Genomic DNA, 18598 nt, shown 5'->3' on the forward strand with positions numbered 1-18598 from the left:
CGTGTTTCTTTCGAAATCCAGAACGCTCGATTAGCCGTCCGTATCCCAGACGTCGGCCAGCGGACTCGAGGATGCCGACCGTCCCGACCGCCGAGAACGCGAGCGCGTCCGCCGCGAGCGGTCCGTTCGCTCGCCACCGCCGCCTCGAGTCCCACCACTGTCGCCAGCGATCGCCGCGGATGGGTCGAACGCTGGCAGCTCCGGCTGGCTCATTCGGTCGACCTGCACCGCAAACCAGTCGGGCATGTCCGTCCGCGCGCGGTCGAAGCAATCCAGTAAGCTCGAGTCGGCCAGATACGTTGCCCCGTAATCGTCTGGCGCGCGGACGACGCGGCCACAGGCCTGAATCACGGTCCGCAGCGCGGTCCGGTAGTACCACGCCCACTGGCCGTCCTCAAGTCGGTGGGCGACCCGGGAGTCACCCGTGTTGAGAAACGGGGCCTTACAGAGCACTTGCCAGCGACAGAGGTCGCCTTTGAGGTCGAGCGCTTCCTCCATCTTGACCGAGAGAAAGACGTCGGAGCCGTCGCTGGCTTTCCACTCCTCGAGGGCGGCGTCGCGGCCGTCTCGGTCGTGTGTCCGCACGCGGTCGCCGACGCCGAAGTCGGCCAGTAACTCGGCGAGCCGTTCCTGAATGCTGTAGGAGTGGGCGTGGATCAAGCCCTTCTCATCGGGGTGGTGTTGCATGAGTCGGACGATCGTGCGAGCGATTTTCGGCGTCGTCTCCGAGCGCTGGTCGTAGGTCATCTTCCCCTGGGTGACGTCGTACAGCGGCCGGTTCTCGACGGGGAAGGTGTGTTCGACGTCGACCAGCGCGACGGTTGTGGGGTCGAGACCGACCTGTCGGCAGAACGCCGCCTTGTTGAGGATCGTCGCCGACAGTAACGCGAACTTGTTGCCCCGATCCCAGACCGTGTGTTGGAGATACTTTTCGGGGCTCATCGGCTTGATCGTCAGCGGCCCGCCCGCGGGGTCGTCGTCCTCGTCGCGGCGCTCTGTCCGCGCACTCGAGGGCTCGGATTGGTCGACCAGCCACGTCGTCGGACTCTGTGGGTCGCGATAATCCGAGACGAACCACTCGAGTTCGCCGATGAGTTCCTGGAGTCGATCGCGTGTGCGGACCTCGGCTGCCGAGAGCGACTCCTGGGCGAGCAGGTCGTCTTTCCGGCGTGTACAGATCTGGGCGACGTTTTCGGCGTACTGAACGGCGCGCTCGAGGTCGTCGACGACGGGGACGCGGAGGTCGTCCCAGAACGGCACCGTTCGCGGGCCGAGCTGGATCGTCGCGTACATCTCGGCCCACTCGGCGAGGCCGTGGGCTTCGTCGACGACGACGACGTCGCGTTTTCGAAACACCTCGCTGCCGGCGGTCTGCATGAAGTAGGCGAGCGTCATCGCCGCGATATCTCGGTTCGAAGCGATTGCCCGGTCGGAGAAGTACGGACAGCGATGCTTGACCGAACAGTCGTAGCCGCGCTCGCGAACGCAGGGGGCCTGGTTGACCGGCGTCTCCCGTTCGTCGGGGAGAATGCAGGTGTAGTTCGACTTCCCACGGATGACGTTCAGATCCGCCAGCAGATCGTCTGCCGCGACGTCGTCGAGCTGTGAGACCTGTGGGGTCGTGTAGTATGCCCCGGTCGCGTCGCTGGGATCAGCCTCGTCGACGCGACGGGCACAGCCGGCGACGGCACGGGCGAGCAGAGACTTGCCGCTTCCCGTTGGAGCCCGCACAAGCACGACGTCGTTGCCGGCCGCGAAGGCGTCACGAATGTCACGGAGGGCGCGTTCCTGGGTCCCGCGGTAGCTCGGCGCGGGAAACTCCTCGAAGATCCGCTCGGGATTCACCGTTCGTTCCACGGCGCGGCCGCATCCTAAAGGCTACGGACCGTTGCTCACCATGAACTGTCACAGTACACGATCGGTCCGTGAAGTCGACCGTAGGCGGTGTTTACCTGCGGGTAGTCAGCCGATTACAAATACGAACTCTCGCCTTGCATACAGATGCGGAAGGGTCGCTCAGCGGTAGAGCACCGCGGTGTCTTCTGACCCGCGGCGGCAGTATGCCTCGTGGCGTTCAAATCCCACCCCTTCCGCTTTCACCGTTTTCACCCCAGATAGCTACCGATGGCACACAGCGTCGAGACTGCTCTTACTGTGTCCCAAGCTGTGACGTCTCCTCGTCGACCTGCTCGAGGCGGTCGATATCTGCAGCGGTCGGCTCCCCCTCGTCGGGCAGCGCCTCGATACAGGGATAACACAGCAGATGCGTCGTCCCGTCTGCGAGTTCCAGCGTCATCGCGGTCCCCTCGCTGCCGTCGCCAAACGTCCAGATATTGGCGATGCCGCCGGTGACCGTGACCTGTCGACCACAGCCGTCACAGGAGTCCGTTGCCATGCGCGTATATCGGTGGCGGGCGCTGAAAGTCGTTCCCCCACACCGACAGTATATATACAGTGTCGTGGTAGCGCTGCGCATGGAGGTGAACTGCGAGGGCTGTGCGGGCTGTTGTCTGAACTGGAAGGTACTCGACGCGGAACTCGAGGAGACGACACACAAGCGCCGGCAGACGCCGTTTAGCGCCACGGGTGACGCTCCACGAGCATCGCTCGATGGCGACACCAACTTCGTCCCGTTGACCCGCGATGAGGTTCGGGCATTTCTCGAGGCGGGGCTGGCAGCCGCGCTGACGCCACGATTCTGGCACGCTCGCGACGGACACGAGGGATCACGTTCCTCGGACTCTTCGAGCGGAGAGACACCGCAAGCGTCGGAGGGCGTCGAGATCGACGGCCACTCGATCGCAGCCGTTGCCGGTCGCCCGGTCTTCTTTGTCGGGTTGCGAAAGCCACCGAAGCCGGTCGCGCCCATCGGTCGCGAGGAGCCGACGTGGCTCCCAACCTGTGTCTTTCTCGACCCGACGACGCTACAGTGTCGCGTCCACGGCGGCGATCACTTTCCCGACGAGTGTGGCGCGTATCCAGCGTACAACATCGAACTCGAGCAGGAGACGGAGTGTGAACGCGTCGAGGCTGCCGGCGGTGGCGAGCGCCTGCTCGATGCGGCCGTCGACGACGACCTCGACGGCCTCCTGTTGGGCTCGCAGGCACTCGGTGCGAAGCTGTTCGCTCATCCCCGACCGGACGCACTCGAGGGCATCATCGATCGAGCTGCGAATGGGGCGCTTACAACCGCAGACCGAGCGGAGTGTCTCGCCGTCGCTGCGGCCTCGAGTCCCGGCACGCTCGCGACCTCTGAGTATCACTACGAGCAGGCAAAAACACGGATACTCGAGGGAGACAGCGACCACGACGGTGGCAGTGAGCAGGCGGAGGGCGAGTCCGAAGACTCGTGGGTCGGACCAGCGATTCGCGAGTGGCAGCGCCGACGAGAGACGAGCGAGACAGTCCCGTCACCGAGCGTTGCCGAACGCGTTGAGGACGCTCGCGGCGCACCCGACACGCCGGGCTGGGATGCCCTCGAGTGAACCCAACCCCGACAGCGTGGGCGACTGTTAAGCCCGTTCCGGCCGAAAGAACGCTATGAACGTACTCGTGACGGGGGCAACCGGGTTCGTGGGTCGACAGCTCGTCGACGCCATGCTCACAGAAACGGACCACGACGTGACCGTCCTCGTCAGAGACGCCACCGCCTACGAACCACCCGGCGACGTCACCGTCGTCGAGGGAAACGTCCTCGAGCCGGGCGGGTTCGAGGCGAGTCTCGAACAGATCGACGTCGCGTACTACCTGATTCACGCGATGGACGCACGCGGGGATTTCGCCGAGCGAGATCGGCGAGGCGCACGAAACTTCGCGCTGGCGGCCAACGCTGTCGGGGTCGAGCGGATCATCTATCTCAGCGGGCTCGGCAGCGACGCCGACAAACTCTCGAGCCATCTCGCCTCTCGCCGGGAAGTCGAGTCGATTCTGGCGATGGGTGACGCCGAGGTGACGGTTCTCAGGGCAGCCGTCATCATCGGCGACGGCAGCGCAAGCTTTCGAATGATTCGCCAGCTTGCGACGCGGCTCCCGGTGATGGTGACCCCACAGTGGATCCGAACACCCTGCCAGCCCATCGCGATCGATGACGTCGTCGCATACAGTCTCGCCGTCCTCGAGCGACCGGAGACAGCGGGCGAAACCTACGAAATCGGCGGCCCAGACAGACTCACCTACCGGGAGATGCTGCTGCAAACAGCCGAGATCATCACCGGTCGACGACCGCTGATTATTCCGGTACCGATCCTGAGTCCACGGCTCTCGGCGTACTGGGTCGGGCTCGTCACAGATGTGCCAAAAGAGCTCGCCTATCCGTTGATCGGTGGCGTTCGTAACCCCGTGATCGTCACCGACGACCGACTGGCACGACTCGTCGACGTCGAGCCGACGCCGTTCGAGGTTGCCGTCCGGCGTGCTGTCAGTACCGAGGCTGGAACAGACGAGCGTCTCGAGGCCGTGACTCGGCCGGGTCGGGACGCCGAATGACGTCATCGCCGGAGTACGGCGAGACGTGGGTGTACGAAAGCCTCGTCGGGACGGTTCCCGGGCTCAACGTATCGGCTCGGATGGCAGTCGGCATCCAGTTTGTCGCGTTCGAAGCCGCAATCCTCGTTATCGCAGCCGTCTACGACCTCCCGGCAGCCGTGCTTCCTGGAACGGTCGCCGTCGTCGTCGCGACGATCGGGAGCTGGCTCATGGTGCAGTTCAGTCGCTCCGTCCGAGAGCTTCCGACGCCGGAGCCGTATCGCCGGCTGCTGTTTGGCTCGAGCATCGACGTCGTCCTCGGCGTGTTCGCGTTCGTCACACTGGTCACCTACCTGTTCGTGGCTGATCCGGGATGGAGCGAGCAGCCGCTCGTGACCGACCTGTTCGGGGCCGATCCGCCAGTCGTTGCGATCTGGCTGGCACTGCTCGTTCTCTGGGACGTCGTCTACCGGATCGGCACCTGCTGGTGGGCGAGTCTCGTCGGGCTCTGGCGGGCGCTCGTCTACGAGTTCGATCCGGAGGTGACACGGCGGTACCGTCGGGCCGACATGATAAACGTCGGCTTCGCCGTGGTGCAGCTCCTGTTGGTTCCGTTCGTGATTGGCTACCCGCTCTTACTTGCGATCCTCAGTGGCCACGTCGTCGCCGTCGTCACTGTGACGGCGCTCTCGAGGTGGCTTCAGTAATCCAGAAAAAGTTGCGGGTAGTCGACACTACTTCGACTTGATCTGCTCGAACTGGTCTAGCAACTCCTCGGCTGAGTCACCGGAGTCGTACTCGACTTCCCCATGATAGATCGTTCGTTCGTCGTCGAAATCGGCGTCGACCCTCGAGGCTTGCCGCTCGCGTCGCTCGTGTTCGTCTTCGTCATAGGCACCCATTGACATGGCGAGTGTATTCATGTTATACGGTGTCGTATATCAATGTAACGGTCCCACACACACTACAGGATGGACGTAACATGTATGGCTTCCCACGGCGTAGTACCGATGTGGCACGGCCGCTTCGCTTTCGTTATTCGCCCACGTCTTGGAGCGAACAGCGAGTTCGACAGGAAATTCTCCAGCCGCTCCGTTCGAATATCGGGGCCCGCGCGGTGACACCGCGGTTCGATATCGGCGCGAACTGGGAGACACACCGCTTCGAGATGCAAAACGGCGATATCGCTCTCTTTGCGCGAACTGACGAGGAAGCCTACTGGATGGGCAACACCGAAACGCCCTCGTCGTTATGGCGGACTGATAAGTTCGGCTGGCAATCGGTTCCCCATCACGTCGCCCGCTGGAGCAAGCGCGAACTGCTTGCGACCCTCCACGACGAAGACCCGTGGCTCGCGGACTACCCATACATTTCGTGGTTTTTCCTCCCCGTCTTCATGTCAAAAGACGGCCGCGAGTCGACACGGGCGTTCTTTCGTGAACACGCCGCCGGCTTCCCCGATGCTGGCCGACGCGAGACGACCCGCTTTTTCGAGGAGTTCTTCGAAACCGGCGTTCTCGACGACTACCGACACGTCATGTCCGGCAAACTAGGGACCAGCGATCACGTCGATCGCGTCCGCATGAGCGCCGCGATGGGTGAGTTCATCGCCGCCAAAATCCTCACCGACGCCGGCTACGAGGTCGTCCCCGAGATCGAGGTCACAACCGGCCATTCGCTGGATTTCCGCGCCAAAGACGACGAGACAAACGTCTTAGTCGAGGTCACTCGACCACAGCCGCCAGCCAACCGTGCGGCAGCCGGTCCCGTCGCCGCCGTCCGCGACACCGCAGAGACGAAAGTCAACGGCCAACTGGCCGAACACGGCGGCGGTGCCGTCCTCTTCGTCGACTGCTCGAGTTTCCGTGATGATACCTGGAACGCCGTTCGCGGTGAACAGCCCGACGTGCGTCACCGTCCCGCCGTGGTCTATCGCGCCCGTCCGAACGGGCGGGTCGAAGGCTACCGGAAAGGATCGGTGCCGCTCGAGTTTGCAGACGCGATCGAGCTCCTGGACTGAGTTTTTCGGCGGTTTCTCGGGTGGACGACTGGTAGTCAGCTCCCCCCACGAGAGTTCCGCTTTACATATCTATATGTTATATGGTGACAATACACTTAGTATGCGTGCAGCAGTCCTCGAGGAACATGGCGAACCGCTATCGATCAAAGACGTCGAAGCGCCTGATCCAGCGCCCGACGGTGCGGTCGTCGAGGTCGAAGCCTGTGGTGTCTGTCGGAGCGACTGGCATGGCTGGCAGGGCGACTGGGAGTGGCTCAATCTCGAAACACAGCCAGGCCAGATTCTAGGCCACGAGCCCGCCGGACACGTTGTTGCCGTCGGAGACGAAGTCGAAGGCGTCGATGAGGGCGACCACGTCGCGATTCCGTTCAACCTCGGCGACGGTGCCTGTCCGCGCTGTCAGCGCGGGCATTCGAACATCTGTGAGAACGTCATGCCGCTTGGCTTCGTCGAACCGGCCCAGGGCGCGTTCGCCGAGCAGGTACACGTCCCCGTCGCCGATCACAATCTCGTCCACCTACCCGACGGCGTCTCGTCGGTCGATATGGCCGGTCTGGGCTGTCGGTTCATGACGTCGTTTCATGCGCTGGCCCACCGCGCCGACGTTAGCGCTGGCGACTGGATCTCGGTCCACGGCTGTGGCGGGATCGGCCTCTCAGCAGTCCACATCGCCGACGCACTCGGTGCGAACGTCGTTGCGGTCGATCTCACAGACGACAAACTCGAGCACGCGAAAGAGCTCGGTGCTGTCGAAACAGTCAACGCCGCGGACGTCGACGACGTGCCCGGCGAAATCAAGGGAATCACGGACGGCGGCGCGAACGTCTCGATGGACGCGCTGGGTATCGCAACCACGTGTCAGAACTCCGTGCTCAGTCTCGATGCACACGGCCAGCATATCCAGGTCGGGCTGACGACACAGGACGAACAGGGGATGGTCAGCCTCCCGACCGACGCGATGGTCATGCAGGAAATCGAGTTCATCGGTTCGCTCGGTATGCCGCCGACACGCTACGACGAGATCTTCCGGATGGTCTCGACGGGCAAACTCAAACCTGAAAAAGTCGTCTCCGAGACGATCGGTCTCGAGGACGTCAACGACAAACTCGAGGCGATGACCGACTACGAAACGGTCGGCATTCCGGTGATCGACGAGTTCTGAACTGATTCGCCGATCGAAGCCGTCGTTTTCCGACGACCGCGACGAAATCGAAGCCGCTCACAAAAGCAGTCGAAACTACCAGTACAGGCCCGCTAGACGGACGAGTTACTCACTGACTTCGTCGCTGGATCGCAGAAAACAGTCGTCTACCGAGACGTGTTAGAACGACATCGGCTCGGGTGCGTACGGGCTTCCCAGCGGTGTCGGGTCACGGTCGCTGTAGCCGACGCGGCCAATCGCCTTGTTGCTGACAGCACAGGAGAGCGCGAGCCGAACGTCTTCGGGTGTTTCGAACGTTTCAGACTCGAGGCGAGCGAGTACATCGCCGACCGTCTCGGAACCGTTCTGGAGTTCGAGGGTCAGATCGCCGTACTCTTCGATGAGCTCCTCGGTCGTAACGGGATAGTTGCGGTCAGCAGCGAATTCGCCGGAGCCGTTTGGGAACATTACACCTGTTTCTGGGTGAACAATGATTATAAACATTGTGCATGAGGGTTCTCTAGGAGAGCCATACACCTAATATTCCTAGAACAGGGCGAGGCTGTGTGGAACTCCGGAGCCGAGACGGAGAAACGATTTTACGGACATCGGCCTTCGCCTCGAGTGAAATGCCCTACGCCGACCTCCATGTTCACACGACGCGTTCAGATGGGTGCCTCGAACTCGAGGCAGTGCCGGACGCTGCCCGCCGTGCCGGTGTGACCGTCGTTGCGGTGACAGACCACGACCGATTACAGCCGTTCGATGCGCCGGTGGTCGAACGCGACGGCGTGACGTTCATCAACGGGATTGAACTCCGAGTGTCGACGCCGGCCGGACAGCGCGTCGACCTGCTTGGCTACGGCGTCGACGCGACGCCGGCACTCGAGGGACTCGTCGAGGAGATTCAGCTCAATCGGGTCGAACGCGGGCAAGCGATCGTCGACTGCGTCGAAGACCGACTCGGGATCGATCTCGGCGTCACTGTCGAGGACGGGTTCGGCCGGCCACACGTCGCCAGAGCGATCGACGCCCATCCCGAGACGGCATACGACTACGGTGACGCGTTCGAACAGCTCATCGGCAACGACAACCCCTGTTATGTCCCACGCGATGTCCCATCGTTCGAGTACGGGTTGGGAGCGCTCACCGCGTCCTGTCGGCTCGTCTCGCTTGCCCATCCGCTGCGGTATCCTGACCCCAAGGCGGCACTTGCACTGACAGCCGAGCCGTCGCTCGAGGCTGTCGAGCGCCACTATGCGTACACGCGTGAGGGAGTCGATCACGGGCTCGTCGATCGAGCAATCGAGCGCTATGGGCTGTTCGTGACCGGCGGGTCCGATGCCCACGACGATGAGCTCGGAATTGCCGGACTGTCACGACACGAGTACGAACAGCTAGGAATCGAAGAGATACCAGAGAAATAGTGTGAATCGTCGCCGATAGCGGAGGGTTCAATGCGACGTAGTCCCAACGGGCGGGCATGAACTGCCACTACTGTGACCGGGAGGCCGCCTTCGCCGCGGAATCGGAAGGTCTCAAAGTCGGTCTCTGTGAGGAACACTTCCGCGAACGGTTACAGGAACTCGCCGAAGCCGACGGTCTCGAGACGTTGAAAGAGAAAGTCGACGTCGACCGCGCAGAGTAACCCGGCACGTAGTGTCGGTGCGTGTCACGCTGGTTCCGAGATCTGACAGAGCGTCTCAGTCCGTGCGGCTGGCGTCGACGTCGATCGCATCAACCGGACAGACGTCGACACAGAGCATACAATCGATACACTGGGCTTCGTGGGTCGGCTCGGCTTTCTTCTCGCTTTCGGGGTGGCCTGGCGTATCGACCCACTCGAAGACGTCGACGGGACAGTCCTCGAGACAGGCACCGTCGGCGATACAGAGGTCGTAATCGACTGCGACGTGTGTGCCACGAATGCCGAGTTGCTCCGGTTCGTCGACTGGTCCCCAGACGGAAACGCCGTTTTCTTCGCCTACTTTCTCTCGGTTCTCGTTGAACTGTGGATCTATGGCCATTGCTAACAGTCACACGCAGGTGTTGCGCACGTAAAAGTGTGTACGCATCGGTGGCCGGTAGATCGCCGGACAGTGGTGGGATACACGTGCCGGATGCGAAGAGTCACGACGCGTGGCCCACGTCAGTAGCCAAGCGAGAGCGCCCAGTTGATGAGGAGTGCAACGAAGACGACCGCGAGCAACGCGGCGAGGACGCCGAAGGCGACACCCCAGCCGAACAGATCAGCAAGCAGGCCGGTGATGACGGAGCCGAGTGCGCCGATGAAGCCGTAGACGCTCCTGATGAGACCGAAGCCAGCCCCGCGTTCGGCCTCGGAGAGAACATCCATGAATCGGGGCAACAGTGCCGCCCCCCAGCCGAGACCAGTCCCCACGAGGACGACTGCGACGAGGATCGCAACGGTCCCTGGGACAGCGATCAGTACGCCGAACCCAGCCGCAGCGAGGACCATACAGCCCGCCGTTGCGAAATCACGGCCGTACCGGTCTGAGATGGCACCCACGCCGACCTGTGTCGTCGCCTGGATCACGAAATACCCCGCAAAGACCGTCCCAGCGAGTTCAGTCGACTGCCCGCGGTGCTCGACGAGGAACGTCGGCAGGAACGACGCCGTCGCCTGCCAGACGAACGCCGCCGCAATCGCGAGACAGATCGGGAACGCAATCTGTGGCCGCAAGAGGAGTTCGACCAGCGGCTCGAGTTCGAGTCGCTCGGCCATCGGCTGGTCGGGCCGGCGTGGCTCTGTCGGCCGGATTCGCCAGGCAAACAGGACGAACACCGGGATCGCCATCGCGGCACCGATGGCAACAGCGGGACGCCAGCCGTACTGCACGCCCACCCAGGCCGCGATCGGTGGGGCGATCAGCCCAGCTGCGGGGCCGCCGCTGTTGTGGACACCGATCGCCGTGCCGATCTCGTCGTAGGTCCGGGTTAGCAGCGTCGTCGCAACGCTGTAGTGGAGACCTGCGACACCCCCAAGCAGGATCGTGCCGATCACGAACAGCCCAAACAGCGGCGCAAGCGCAAGAAACGCGCTCGCGATCGCGGTGCCGCCGACGGCGATGAGGATCACCGGCCGCTCGCTGAACCGGTCGGCCAGAATCCCACTCGGGAACTGCGCGGCGAAGTAAGCCATCCACATTCCCGTCAGCGCGATCCCGACCACCGAGTTCGAGACGGCGAACTCCTCGAGGATCATCGGGACGACGGGGCTGATCACCAGTCGGCCGGCCATCGTCGCGAAAAAGGCGAGCGTACACAGTGCGAGAACGGTTTCGCGATATCGCCAGCGTCTCATTCGAATTCCATCACCAACGACGACACCTGCCAGTCAGTTCGGGACACCAGTTCGGTCGTCAGTTGCTGGGAGCCAATGAGCGTACTGATTCGATGCCACTCGAGTCGGCGTATAGACGGCATTCTGGGACAGAATGCTGTTGAATTTCCATACTATTCAGTACTCTTATATTAGTATGGTTTTTGATAGGCACATAGAATGAGCAAGCAGGCGACACGTGGTCAGTCGATAGATGACAGAGAGGGGTCGAGCGATGAACCGGCGTCACACTCGCAGGACCGACGGCAGCCAGCACCATCCGAGGAGACGGCATCGATCCCGCTGCTGCGGCCGTCCTCGAGGTGACGGCCGCGAATTCGCGACCGACGTGTCACTGACTGCTGTCCGACAGTATGACACGAGCCCACATCGACACCCCAGCAAACGGCCGCAGAAGCCGGAACACGTGTTCCCCGAGCATCGTCGTCGGAGCGGATAGACACTTATCGCGCCGGGTTCACGACCACCGTATGCAGCCCGAGATCCGGATCATCAGTACTGGTGGAACGATCGCAAGCACTTCGAGCGAAGACAGCGACACGGGGAAGACACCCGCGGTCTCCGGCGACGACCTCGTCGAAGCGGTGCCGGAGATCGCAGACTACGCCTCGATCGACGTTGACGACGTCTGTCAGGTCTCGGGCTTTCAGGTAGATTTCGAAACCGGAGAGCGCATCGTCGATGCAGTCGAACGTGCCGCACGCGAGGGCGTGGCCGGTGTCGTCGTCACGCACGGCACTGATACGATGGCCGAGTCGGCCTACTATGCGGATGTCGTCCTCGAGGCCGAGTGCCCCGTCGTCTTCACCGGAGCCCAGCGGCCGTTCGACCAGTTGGGAACTGACGGGCCGACGAACCTGTTGCTGGCCGTCCGCGCTGCAGTCGACGAGCGGTTCCGAACAGCGGGTGGCAGCTATCTGGCGTTCAACGACAGCGTCCACGCCGCGCGCTGGGTCGTCAAATCCCACACGAGCAAACTCGAGACGTTCGCCTCACCCGGCAGCGGGCCGATCGCCGAACACACGCCACACGGGCTGCGAACGCTCCGTGAGCCGGGACGGTACGCGAGGCCGATCCCGGGTGCACGGATCGATCCCGAGGTGCGGGTCGACCTCGTCACGAACGCGATGGGCATCGACGGCCGCCAGATCGACCGCGCACTCGAGGACGGCGTCGATGCCATCGTCGTCGCAGGGACCGGGCTGGGGAACACGACTGGCGCGCTCGGTGCGACACTCGAGGACGCGATCGACGCGGGCGTGCCGGTCGTGCTCACCTCACGCTGTCACGCCGGGACGACGGCCGGGCTGTACGGCGGCCCCGGTGGTGGGCAGACGCTGCTCGAGGCCGGGGCGATTTCGGGCGGTGACCTCCCGGCATGGAAAGCACGGCTCCGGGCCGCACTGGCTCTCTCGACGATCGATGGCGCGAACGCCCACGACCGGATGCAGGAGGCGTTCGCGGGGATCGACTCGGTCGTCTGAGGCGATCGCTGGCGGTCGATTGCTCACCGAGGGGGAAGACACATCAGCGAATACACACATGTATCCAACAGGACACGCACCATGGCTCCCCAAACAGACACACAGACGCGACCCCTGCTCGAGGAAACGCGGCTCTCGCCGGACAGACTCGAGACGCTGTCGAGGCGAATCGAGGGCGACAGCACCGCGACGATCACCGTTCGCGCGCCGGCGACGGACACGGCAATCGGCTCGATTCCGACCTGCACCGACGCTGACGTCGAACGCGCCGTTTCGCATGCACGCGACGCCCAACTGTCGTGGGCCGAGACCCCGGTCGAGGAGCGCAGCGACGTCCTCGAGCGCTTTGGTGACCTCGTCCTCGAGCACCGTGGAGAGCTGCTCGATCTGCTCCAACTCGAGACGGGCAAGTCCCGCCAAGACGCTGTCGAAGAGGTGCTCGACATCCCGCTGACCTGTTCGTACTACGCCAATACGGGGCCGAGCGTGCTCGCTGCGGAACGCCGACGGGGCGCGCTGGCACCCGCGACGACCGCCCGTGTCACTCGCGAACCGGTCGGCGTCGTCGGCGTCATCTCGCCGTGGAACTACCCGCTGACGCTCTCGCTGACCGACGCCGTTCCAGCCCTCATAGCTGGCAACACCGTCGTACTCAAACCCGACGAGAAGACGCCGTTTACCGCCCTCGCTCTCGCGGAGCTGCTCGAGCGTGCCGGGCTTCCCGAGGGTGTCTTCGAAATCGTCACCGGTCAGGGGCCAGTCGTCGGCCCGGCGCTGATCGATCGCGTCGACTATGTGGCCTTTACCGGGAGTACCGAAACGGGCCGCGCAGTCGCCGAACAGGCTGGTCGAAACCTGATCGACTGCTCGCTCGAACTCGGCGGGAAGAACCCTCTTGTCGTTCTCGACGATGCCGACGTCGAACAGGCCGCCCGCGGCGCGGTTCAGGCCTGTTTTACCAACGCCGGCCAGCTCTGTCTCGCCGCCGAACGGCTCTACGTCGACGAGTCGGTGTACGACGCCTTTCTCGACGCCTTCGTCGGCGAGACGCGCCGGCTCACACTCGGCACCGGCTTCGATTTCGACGCCGATGTCGGCTCGTTGATCGGCGGCGACCAGCTCGAGCGCGTCGAGGCCCACGTCGACGACGCCCTCGAGTCGGGCGCGTCGGTGCTGACCGGCGGGAGACGCCGTCCCGATGTCGGCCCGTTCTGTTACGAGCCGACGATCCTGACCGACGTCGACCCCGACGCTGCAGTCGCCTGCGAGGAGACGTTCGGACCCGTCGTTTCCGTCGAGCCAGTGTCGGACACTGAAGCAGCGATCGCGGCCGCGAACGATTCAGACTACGGGCTCAACGCGAGTGTCTGGACCGGCGACCGCGACCGCGGCGTCGCCGTCGCTCGCCGGATCGACTGTGGGACCGTCTGTGTCAACGACGGTTACATCTCCGGCTGGGCAGCCGTCGACGCGCCGATGGGCGGAATCGGTGACTCCGGACTCGGTCGCCGTCACGGCCGCGCCGGGATCGAACGCTACCTCGAGGCGAAAACGATCGCCACGTCTCGAATCGGCCCGCTCGACGCGCCACCGGGTGTGCCGGCGTCGTGGTACGCTCGCGGCATGGTCGGCCTGACGCGACTGCAACGGCGGCTGCCGTCCGTCTCGAGTCTCGTGGGGCGACTCCGATGAGCGAGCACACCGCCAGCGGCGGTGCTCGGGAGCCACCGCAGGTCCTGCTCACCGGCTTTCCCGGCTTTCTGGGCTCGACGCTGGTCGAACGGCTGCTCGAGCGCGGCGACGGCCCGATCGCCTGTCTGGTCCAGCCGAAATACCGCGCGCTCGCCGAGCAGCGGGCGAGCGAACTCGCCCGTTCCGACGACGCGATCCAGCTCCACGAGGGCGACATCACCGAATCTGGCATCGGGTTCGACGACGGGACGCTCGAGGCACTCGACGCCGTCACGGAGTGCTATCATCTCGCGGCGATCTACGATCTCGCCGTCGACCCCGAACCCGCCGAGGCGGTGAACGTCCGCGGGACCGAACACGCCCTCGACGTCGCCGAGACCCTCGCTGTCGACCGATTCCACTACGTCAGCACGTGTTATGTCAGCGGGCGCTACGACGGCATTTTCACCGAGGACCATCTCCAAGAGGGCCAGGCATTCAACAACCACTACGAGCGGACGAAGTACGAAGCCGAAGTCGCCGTCCAAGAGCGGATGGCCGACGGGCTGGCGGCGACGATCTACCGCCCCGCGATCGTCGTCGGCGACAGCGAGACCGGCGAGACCGCCAAGTACGACGGCCCGTACTACCTGATCCGGCTACTGCTCGCCCAGCCGGCGGCCTGTTCGATCATGACGACGCTGCCCGGCGGTGCCGACAGCGAACTCAACGTCGTCCCACAGGATTTCGTCATCGACGCCATCGAACAGCTGAGCGGCCGTGAAGACACCGTCGGCGAGGTGTATCAGCTCTGTGACCCGGCCCCGCTTTCGGTCCCGAACGTCATCGAGGAACTGGGCGCTGCGATGGGCCACCGCGTCGTCTCGATTCCCGGCTCGAAACCGCTCACGAAACGGCTGCTGAGCACGCTCGCGGCGCGTGGCTGGCCCGCCGAGCCGGCGACGCTCGACTACCTCGACCATCCGACGCGATACGCCTGTCCGAACACCCAGCGAGCGCTCGCCGGGACGGGACTCGAGTGTCCGCCGTTCGAGTCCTACGTCGACGCGCTCGTCGCGTTCGTCCGCGACAACCCGGACGTCGGCGACGAGGCAATGACGTAGCCTGCAGTTCCCGCCTGTCTCTCGAGGGGCCGAGAGAGACGGTCGTGAGCGTGCGGCGTCGAACGCACCGCTTTTGCCCACGCCGTTAGTAACGCCGATATGAACCTCACACATCGTCCCCGGCGGCTTCGCCAGGACGGGGTTCGCGGGCTCGTCAGCGAGACGAGCCTCGAGCCTGCAGATCTCATCGCCCCGGTGTTTATTGACGCGACGACCGACGAGCGGATTCCGATCGAGTCGATGCCCGGCCACGAGCGAGTCCCGATCGACGAGAGCGTCGCCCGCGTCGAGGAGATCCTCGAGACGGGTGTCGAAGCCGTCATGCTGTTTGGCATTCCAATCGCAAAAGACGCCCAGGGCTCGCGTGCGTGGGCAGATGACGGCGTCGTTCAGGAGGCAACCCGACGGATCACTGCTGAAACCGACGCCTACGTCATCACCGACGCCTGTCTCTGTGAGTACACTGACCACGGCCACTGTGGGTCACTCGAGGACGAACTCCGTGGCGAAGCGGGCCACGACCACAGCGAGGGCTGTGCCCACGAGCCAACGATGACGGTCGACAACGACGAGACGCTCGAGAGCCTCGAGCGGATCGCCGTCTCCCACGCGGAGGCGGGTGCGGACATGATCGCGCCGAGTGGCATGATGGACGGGATGGTTGCGGCCATCCGTGAGGGACTCGACCGCGAGGGGTTCGGACACGTCCCCATCATGAGCTACGCGGCAAAGTATGAGAGCGCGTTTTATGGACCGTTCCGGGATGCCGCCGACGGCGCGCCCGCGTTCGGCAACCGCCGCCACTACCAGATGGACCCCGCTAACGCCCGCGAGGCGATGCGCGAGGTTCGGCTCGACGCCGAACAGGGTGCGGACGTTCTGATGGTCAAACCCGCCCTACCGTATCTCGACATCGTGAGCGACCTCCGCCGGGAGTTCGACCACCCCATCGCCGCCTACAACGTCTCCGGTGAGTACGCGATGCTTCATGCCGCCGCGGAGAAGGGCTGGCTCGACCTCGAGGCCGTCGCACACGAGTCGTTGCTCTCGATCAAACGCGCCGGTGCGGATCTGATTCTGACGTACTTCGCCGAAGACGTCGCACAGGGGCTGACTGCGGGACAGTAGCGAGGCGACGACGGGACGCAGCTGACACGTTCGGTGTCAGTTGACCGCGAATCGGCTCTTTTTTCGCATTCGGACGAACGTCCAGCCGAGGTGTCTGCCAAAGATACCAGTGACAATATCTGCCGCGCGCGGTCGAAAGGCGCGACTCGGAGGCGAAAACTGACGGTATTTGCTTGGATTCCGTGAGTGTTCTCGCGCTCTCGGGTTTACAAACTGAAAATATATAACCAGCGATCAAAAAATGCGCAAGATCAGATACCCTTATACAGATTAAATTACCTCTAGATTTGTCTCCTTGTCCCTATTACGCCATGATTAGTGGACGAACACCAACGCTAATCCTTATATGGAGTTGTTCCATCCAGCTTAAACGTGATTCAGAAGACAACCATGATCTCGAACGAGTCGAGCGTGGACAAACGTCTACAACGCAGCGAAAACAAAGCGGTATCGACGGAGGGCCAGCGATGATCGGGTCAGTGCTCCTCGAGGTCAGCGCTAGTGACCTCGAGTCGCTTGCGACGGGGATGAACCTGATGTGGGCGCTGACGGTCACCTTCCTGATCTTCTTCATGCACGCCGGGTTCGCGATGCTCGAGGCAGGCCAGGTCCGCTCAAAGAACGTCGCGAACCAGCTGACGAAGAACATGCTAACCTGGGGAGTCGGCATCTTCGTGTTCTTCATCATCGGGATGGGGATCTCGAACAACGTCGGGGCGGCACTCGGTGGCGGCGAGTCGAGCCCGCTGACGATGTTCGGCGAGAGCTCGTTCGACTGGGTGATGTGGCTCTTTAGCGCGGTGTTCGCGATGACCGCCGCCACGATCGTCTCCGGTGCGGTCGCCGGCCGTGCGAAACTCCGCGCATACGTCACGTACACGTTCCTGCTCGCGGCGGTCATCTACCCCGTCGTCGCGGCGATGGTCTGGTACGCCCCTGGTGGCGAACCGATCCTCGCTGCCTTCGGCTTCGCCGACTTCGCGGGCGGGATGGTCGTCCACGGCGTCGGTGGTGTCGCCGGCCTCACCGCAGCCTGGATCCTCGGGGCACGGATGGACAAGTACAACGACGACGGAAGTTCGAACGTCATCCCCGGTCACTCGATGACGTTCGCCGTGCTCGGCACGCTGATCCTCTGTTTCGGCTGGTTCGGCTTCAACGTCGGCACGGCGGCGACCGTGATCGACACGGGCACGTTCGAACTCGCCGACTTCGACTACGTCGGCAGCGTCGCAATGGTCACCGCACTCGGGATGGGTCTCGGGGCGCTCGGTGCTTCGGCAGTCTCACTCAAGATCAACGGCAAAGTCGACACGCTGTACGTCGCAAACGGCATGCTCGCCGGCCTCGTGGGCGTCACAGGTCCGACCGACCTGATCACGCCAATGGGTGCGATCGCGATCGGCTTCCTGGCTGGCGCACAGCTCCCGATCGTCTTCCGATTCGTCGAACAGACGCTCAAGATCGACGACGTCTGTGCAGTCTTCCCGGTCCACGGGACTGCAGGGATGCTCGGCCTGATCATCTACCCGCTATGGTCGATCGAGGGGACGGCAATCGGCGGTGGCCTCATCGCCGGCGGCATCCTCTCGATTGAAGCCAGCGCGTTCGTTCCACAGATCGTCGGCGTTGCCGTCATCACGATCTGGACGGTCGTTGCGACCGCAGCCGTCTGGGGTGCGTTCAAAGCCGTCGGCCAGGCTCGAGTCACCTCCGACCACGAGCGTGACGGACTCGACATCGCCGAACACGGCGTCGACACCTACCCCGAGTTCGGCAAGCCCGAGCTCGCAACCGACGGCGGATACACTGATGACGACAGCGTCATCCGAGCCGACGGCGGCGAGCCAAACGACGGCGAGATCAAGATGGTCACCGCGATCGTCCGTCCGGACCGGCTCGGTGCGATCAAGCAGTCGCTCGCCGAAATCGGTGCCCCATCGCTGACCGTCACGAACGTCTCCGGCCGTGGCTCCCAGCCCGCAAAGAAAGGCCAGTGGCGTGGCGAGGAGTACACCGTCGACCTCCACCAGAAGGTCAAAATCGAGTGTGTCGTCGCCGACATCCCCGCTGACGAAGTCGTCGACGCGATCGGAACGGCCGCAAACACCGGCGAACCGGGTGACGGGAAGATCTTCGTGATTCCCGTCGAGGACGCCTACCAGGTCCGAACCGAGAAGACCGGCCCGGACGCCGTCTGAG

18 protein-coding genes and 1 tRNA gene are annotated in these 18598 nt (G+C 63.7%); 13 read left to right on the top strand and 6 right to left on the bottom strand.

The window, feature by feature from the left end:
• Window positions 1-30 precede the first annotated feature (30 nt).
• The gene (locus ACERJA_RS05960; RefSeq protein WP_373607332.1) at window positions 31-1845 is read right to left on the bottom strand and encodes a helicase C-terminal domain-containing protein; all 1815 of its coding nucleotides are present in this window, start codon (window positions 1843-1845) and stop codon (window positions 31-33) included.
• Between the two features lie 160 nt (window positions 1846-2005).
• Between ACERJA_RS05960 and ACERJA_RS05965 the strand changes: the two genes are divergently transcribed.
• Window positions 2006-2093: transfer RNA gene (locus tag ACERJA_RS05965), tRNA-OTHER, on the top strand.
• A gap of 56 nt (window positions 2094-2149) precedes the next feature.
• Here ACERJA_RS05965 and ACERJA_RS05970 read toward each other — a convergent pair.
• Window positions 2150-2395 carry a hypothetical protein gene (locus ACERJA_RS05970; RefSeq protein ID WP_373607333.1) on the bottom strand — a complete coding sequence of 82 codons (246 nt, stop codon included), beginning with the start codon at window positions 2393-2395 and terminating at the stop codon, window positions 2150-2152.
• Between the two features lie 79 nt (window positions 2396-2474).
• Between ACERJA_RS05970 and ACERJA_RS05975 the strand changes: the two genes are divergently transcribed.
• The 3 genes from ACERJA_RS05975 to ACERJA_RS05985 are packed head-to-tail and all read left to right on the top strand — an operon-like array spanning window position 2475 to window position 5171.
• Complete coding sequence (locus ACERJA_RS05975; RefSeq protein ID WP_373607334.1) at window positions 2475-3485, top strand: YkgJ family cysteine cluster protein; 1011 nt, start codon at window positions 2475-2477, stop codon at window positions 3483-3485.
• Between the two features lie 55 nt (window positions 3486-3540).
• Window positions 3541-4485, top strand: a complete 945-nt coding sequence (locus ACERJA_RS05980) for an NAD(P)H-binding protein (RefSeq protein ID WP_373607335.1) — start codon at window positions 3541-3543, stop codon at window positions 4483-4485.
• Window positions 4482-5171: a hypothetical protein gene (locus ACERJA_RS05985; RefSeq protein ID WP_373607336.1), complete on the top strand. Its 690-nt coding sequence runs from the start codon at window positions 4482-4484 to the stop codon at window positions 5169-5171. The genes ACERJA_RS05980 and ACERJA_RS05985 overlap by 4 nt, the downstream gene beginning before the upstream one ends.
• A gap of 27 nt (window positions 5172-5198) precedes the next feature.
• On the opposite strand, the gene ACERJA_RS05990 is transcribed toward ACERJA_RS05985, so the two are convergent.
• Window positions 5199-5372, bottom strand: coding sequence for a DUF5786 family protein (locus ACERJA_RS05990; protein ID WP_006066097.1), 174 nt, complete (start codon window positions 5370-5372; stop codon window positions 5199-5201).
• A 104-nt stretch (window positions 5373-5476) separates the two neighbouring features.
• Between ACERJA_RS05990 and ACERJA_RS05995 the strand changes: the two genes are divergently transcribed.
• Both ACERJA_RS05995 and ACERJA_RS06000 read left to right on the top strand, forming a co-directional pair.
• Complete coding sequence (locus ACERJA_RS05995; protein WP_373607337.1) at window positions 5477-6484, top strand: DUF5784 family protein; 1008 nt, start codon at window positions 5477-5479, stop codon at window positions 6482-6484.
• A 100-nt stretch (window positions 6485-6584) separates the two neighbouring features.
• Complete coding sequence (locus tag ACERJA_RS06000; protein WP_006066095.1) at window positions 6585-7646, top strand: zinc-dependent alcohol dehydrogenase family protein; 1062 nt, start codon at window positions 6585-6587, stop codon at window positions 7644-7646.
• A gap of 159 nt (window positions 7647-7805) precedes the next feature.
• Here ACERJA_RS06000 and ACERJA_RS06005 read toward each other — a convergent pair whose 3' ends face one another.
• Window positions 7806-8093, bottom strand: coding sequence for a DUF2795 domain-containing protein (locus ACERJA_RS06005; protein ID WP_006066094.1), 288 nt, complete (start codon window positions 8091-8093; stop codon window positions 7806-7808).
• Between the two features lie 161 nt (window positions 8094-8254).
• Between ACERJA_RS06005 and ACERJA_RS06010 the strand changes: the two genes are divergently transcribed.
• Window positions 8255-9052: a PHP domain-containing protein gene (locus tag ACERJA_RS06010; protein WP_373607463.1), complete on the top strand. Its 798-nt coding sequence runs from the start codon at window positions 8255-8257 to the stop codon at window positions 9050-9052.
• Window positions 9053-9108: 56 nt separating this feature from the next.
• On the top strand, window positions 9109-9273 hold the full coding sequence (locus ACERJA_RS06015; protein WP_006066091.1) for a DUF6757 family protein: 165 nt from the start codon (window positions 9109-9111) through the stop codon (window positions 9271-9273).
• Window positions 9274-9328: 55 nt separating this feature from the next.
• On the opposite strand, the gene ACERJA_RS06020 is transcribed toward ACERJA_RS06015, so the two are convergent.
• Both ACERJA_RS06020 and ACERJA_RS06025 read right to left on the bottom strand, forming a co-directional pair.
• A complete protein-coding gene (locus ACERJA_RS06020) occupies window positions 9329-9652 on the bottom strand; it encodes a ferredoxin family protein (RefSeq protein WP_006066090.1) in 324 nt (107 codons plus the stop codon).
• 122 nt (window positions 9653-9774) lie between these two features.
• Window positions 9775-10950, bottom strand: coding sequence for an MFS transporter (locus ACERJA_RS06025; protein WP_373607338.1), 1176 nt, complete (start codon window positions 10948-10950; stop codon window positions 9775-9777).
• A 509-nt stretch (window positions 10951-11459) separates the two neighbouring features.
• Between ACERJA_RS06025 and ACERJA_RS06030 the strand changes: the two genes are divergently transcribed.
• From ACERJA_RS06030 to ACERJA_RS06050, 5 genes are all read left to right on the top strand, one after another.
• Window positions 11460-12473, top strand: a complete 1014-nt coding sequence (locus ACERJA_RS06030) for an asparaginase (RefSeq protein ID WP_373607339.1) — start codon at window positions 11460-11462, stop codon at window positions 12471-12473.
• 81 nt (window positions 12474-12554) lie between these two features.
• On the top strand, window positions 12555-14165 hold the full coding sequence (locus ACERJA_RS06035; protein ID WP_373607340.1) for a succinic semialdehyde dehydrogenase: 1611 nt from the start codon (window positions 12555-12557) through the stop codon (window positions 14163-14165).
• Window positions 14162-15268: an SDR family oxidoreductase gene (locus tag ACERJA_RS06040; protein ID WP_373607341.1), complete on the top strand. Its 1107-nt coding sequence runs from the start codon at window positions 14162-14164 to the stop codon at window positions 15266-15268. The genes ACERJA_RS06035 and ACERJA_RS06040 overlap by 4 nt, the downstream gene beginning before the upstream one ends.
• Window positions 15269-15367: 99 nt before the next feature.
• Complete coding sequence (gene hemB / locus ACERJA_RS06045; RefSeq protein WP_373607342.1) at window positions 15368-16396, top strand: porphobilinogen synthase; 1029 nt, start codon at window positions 15368-15370, stop codon at window positions 16394-16396.
• Between the two features lie 467 nt (window positions 16397-16863).
• Window positions 16864-18597, top strand: a complete 1734-nt coding sequence (locus ACERJA_RS06050; RefSeq protein WP_373607343.1) for an ammonium transporter — start codon at window positions 16864-16866, stop codon at window positions 18595-18597.
• Window position 18598: the final 1 nt, after the last annotated feature.

This window comes from Natronorubrum sp. A-ect3 (assembly GCF_041821125.1).
Lineage (GTDB): Archaea > Halobacteriota > Halobacteria > Halobacteriales > Natrialbaceae > Natronorubrum > Natronorubrum bangense.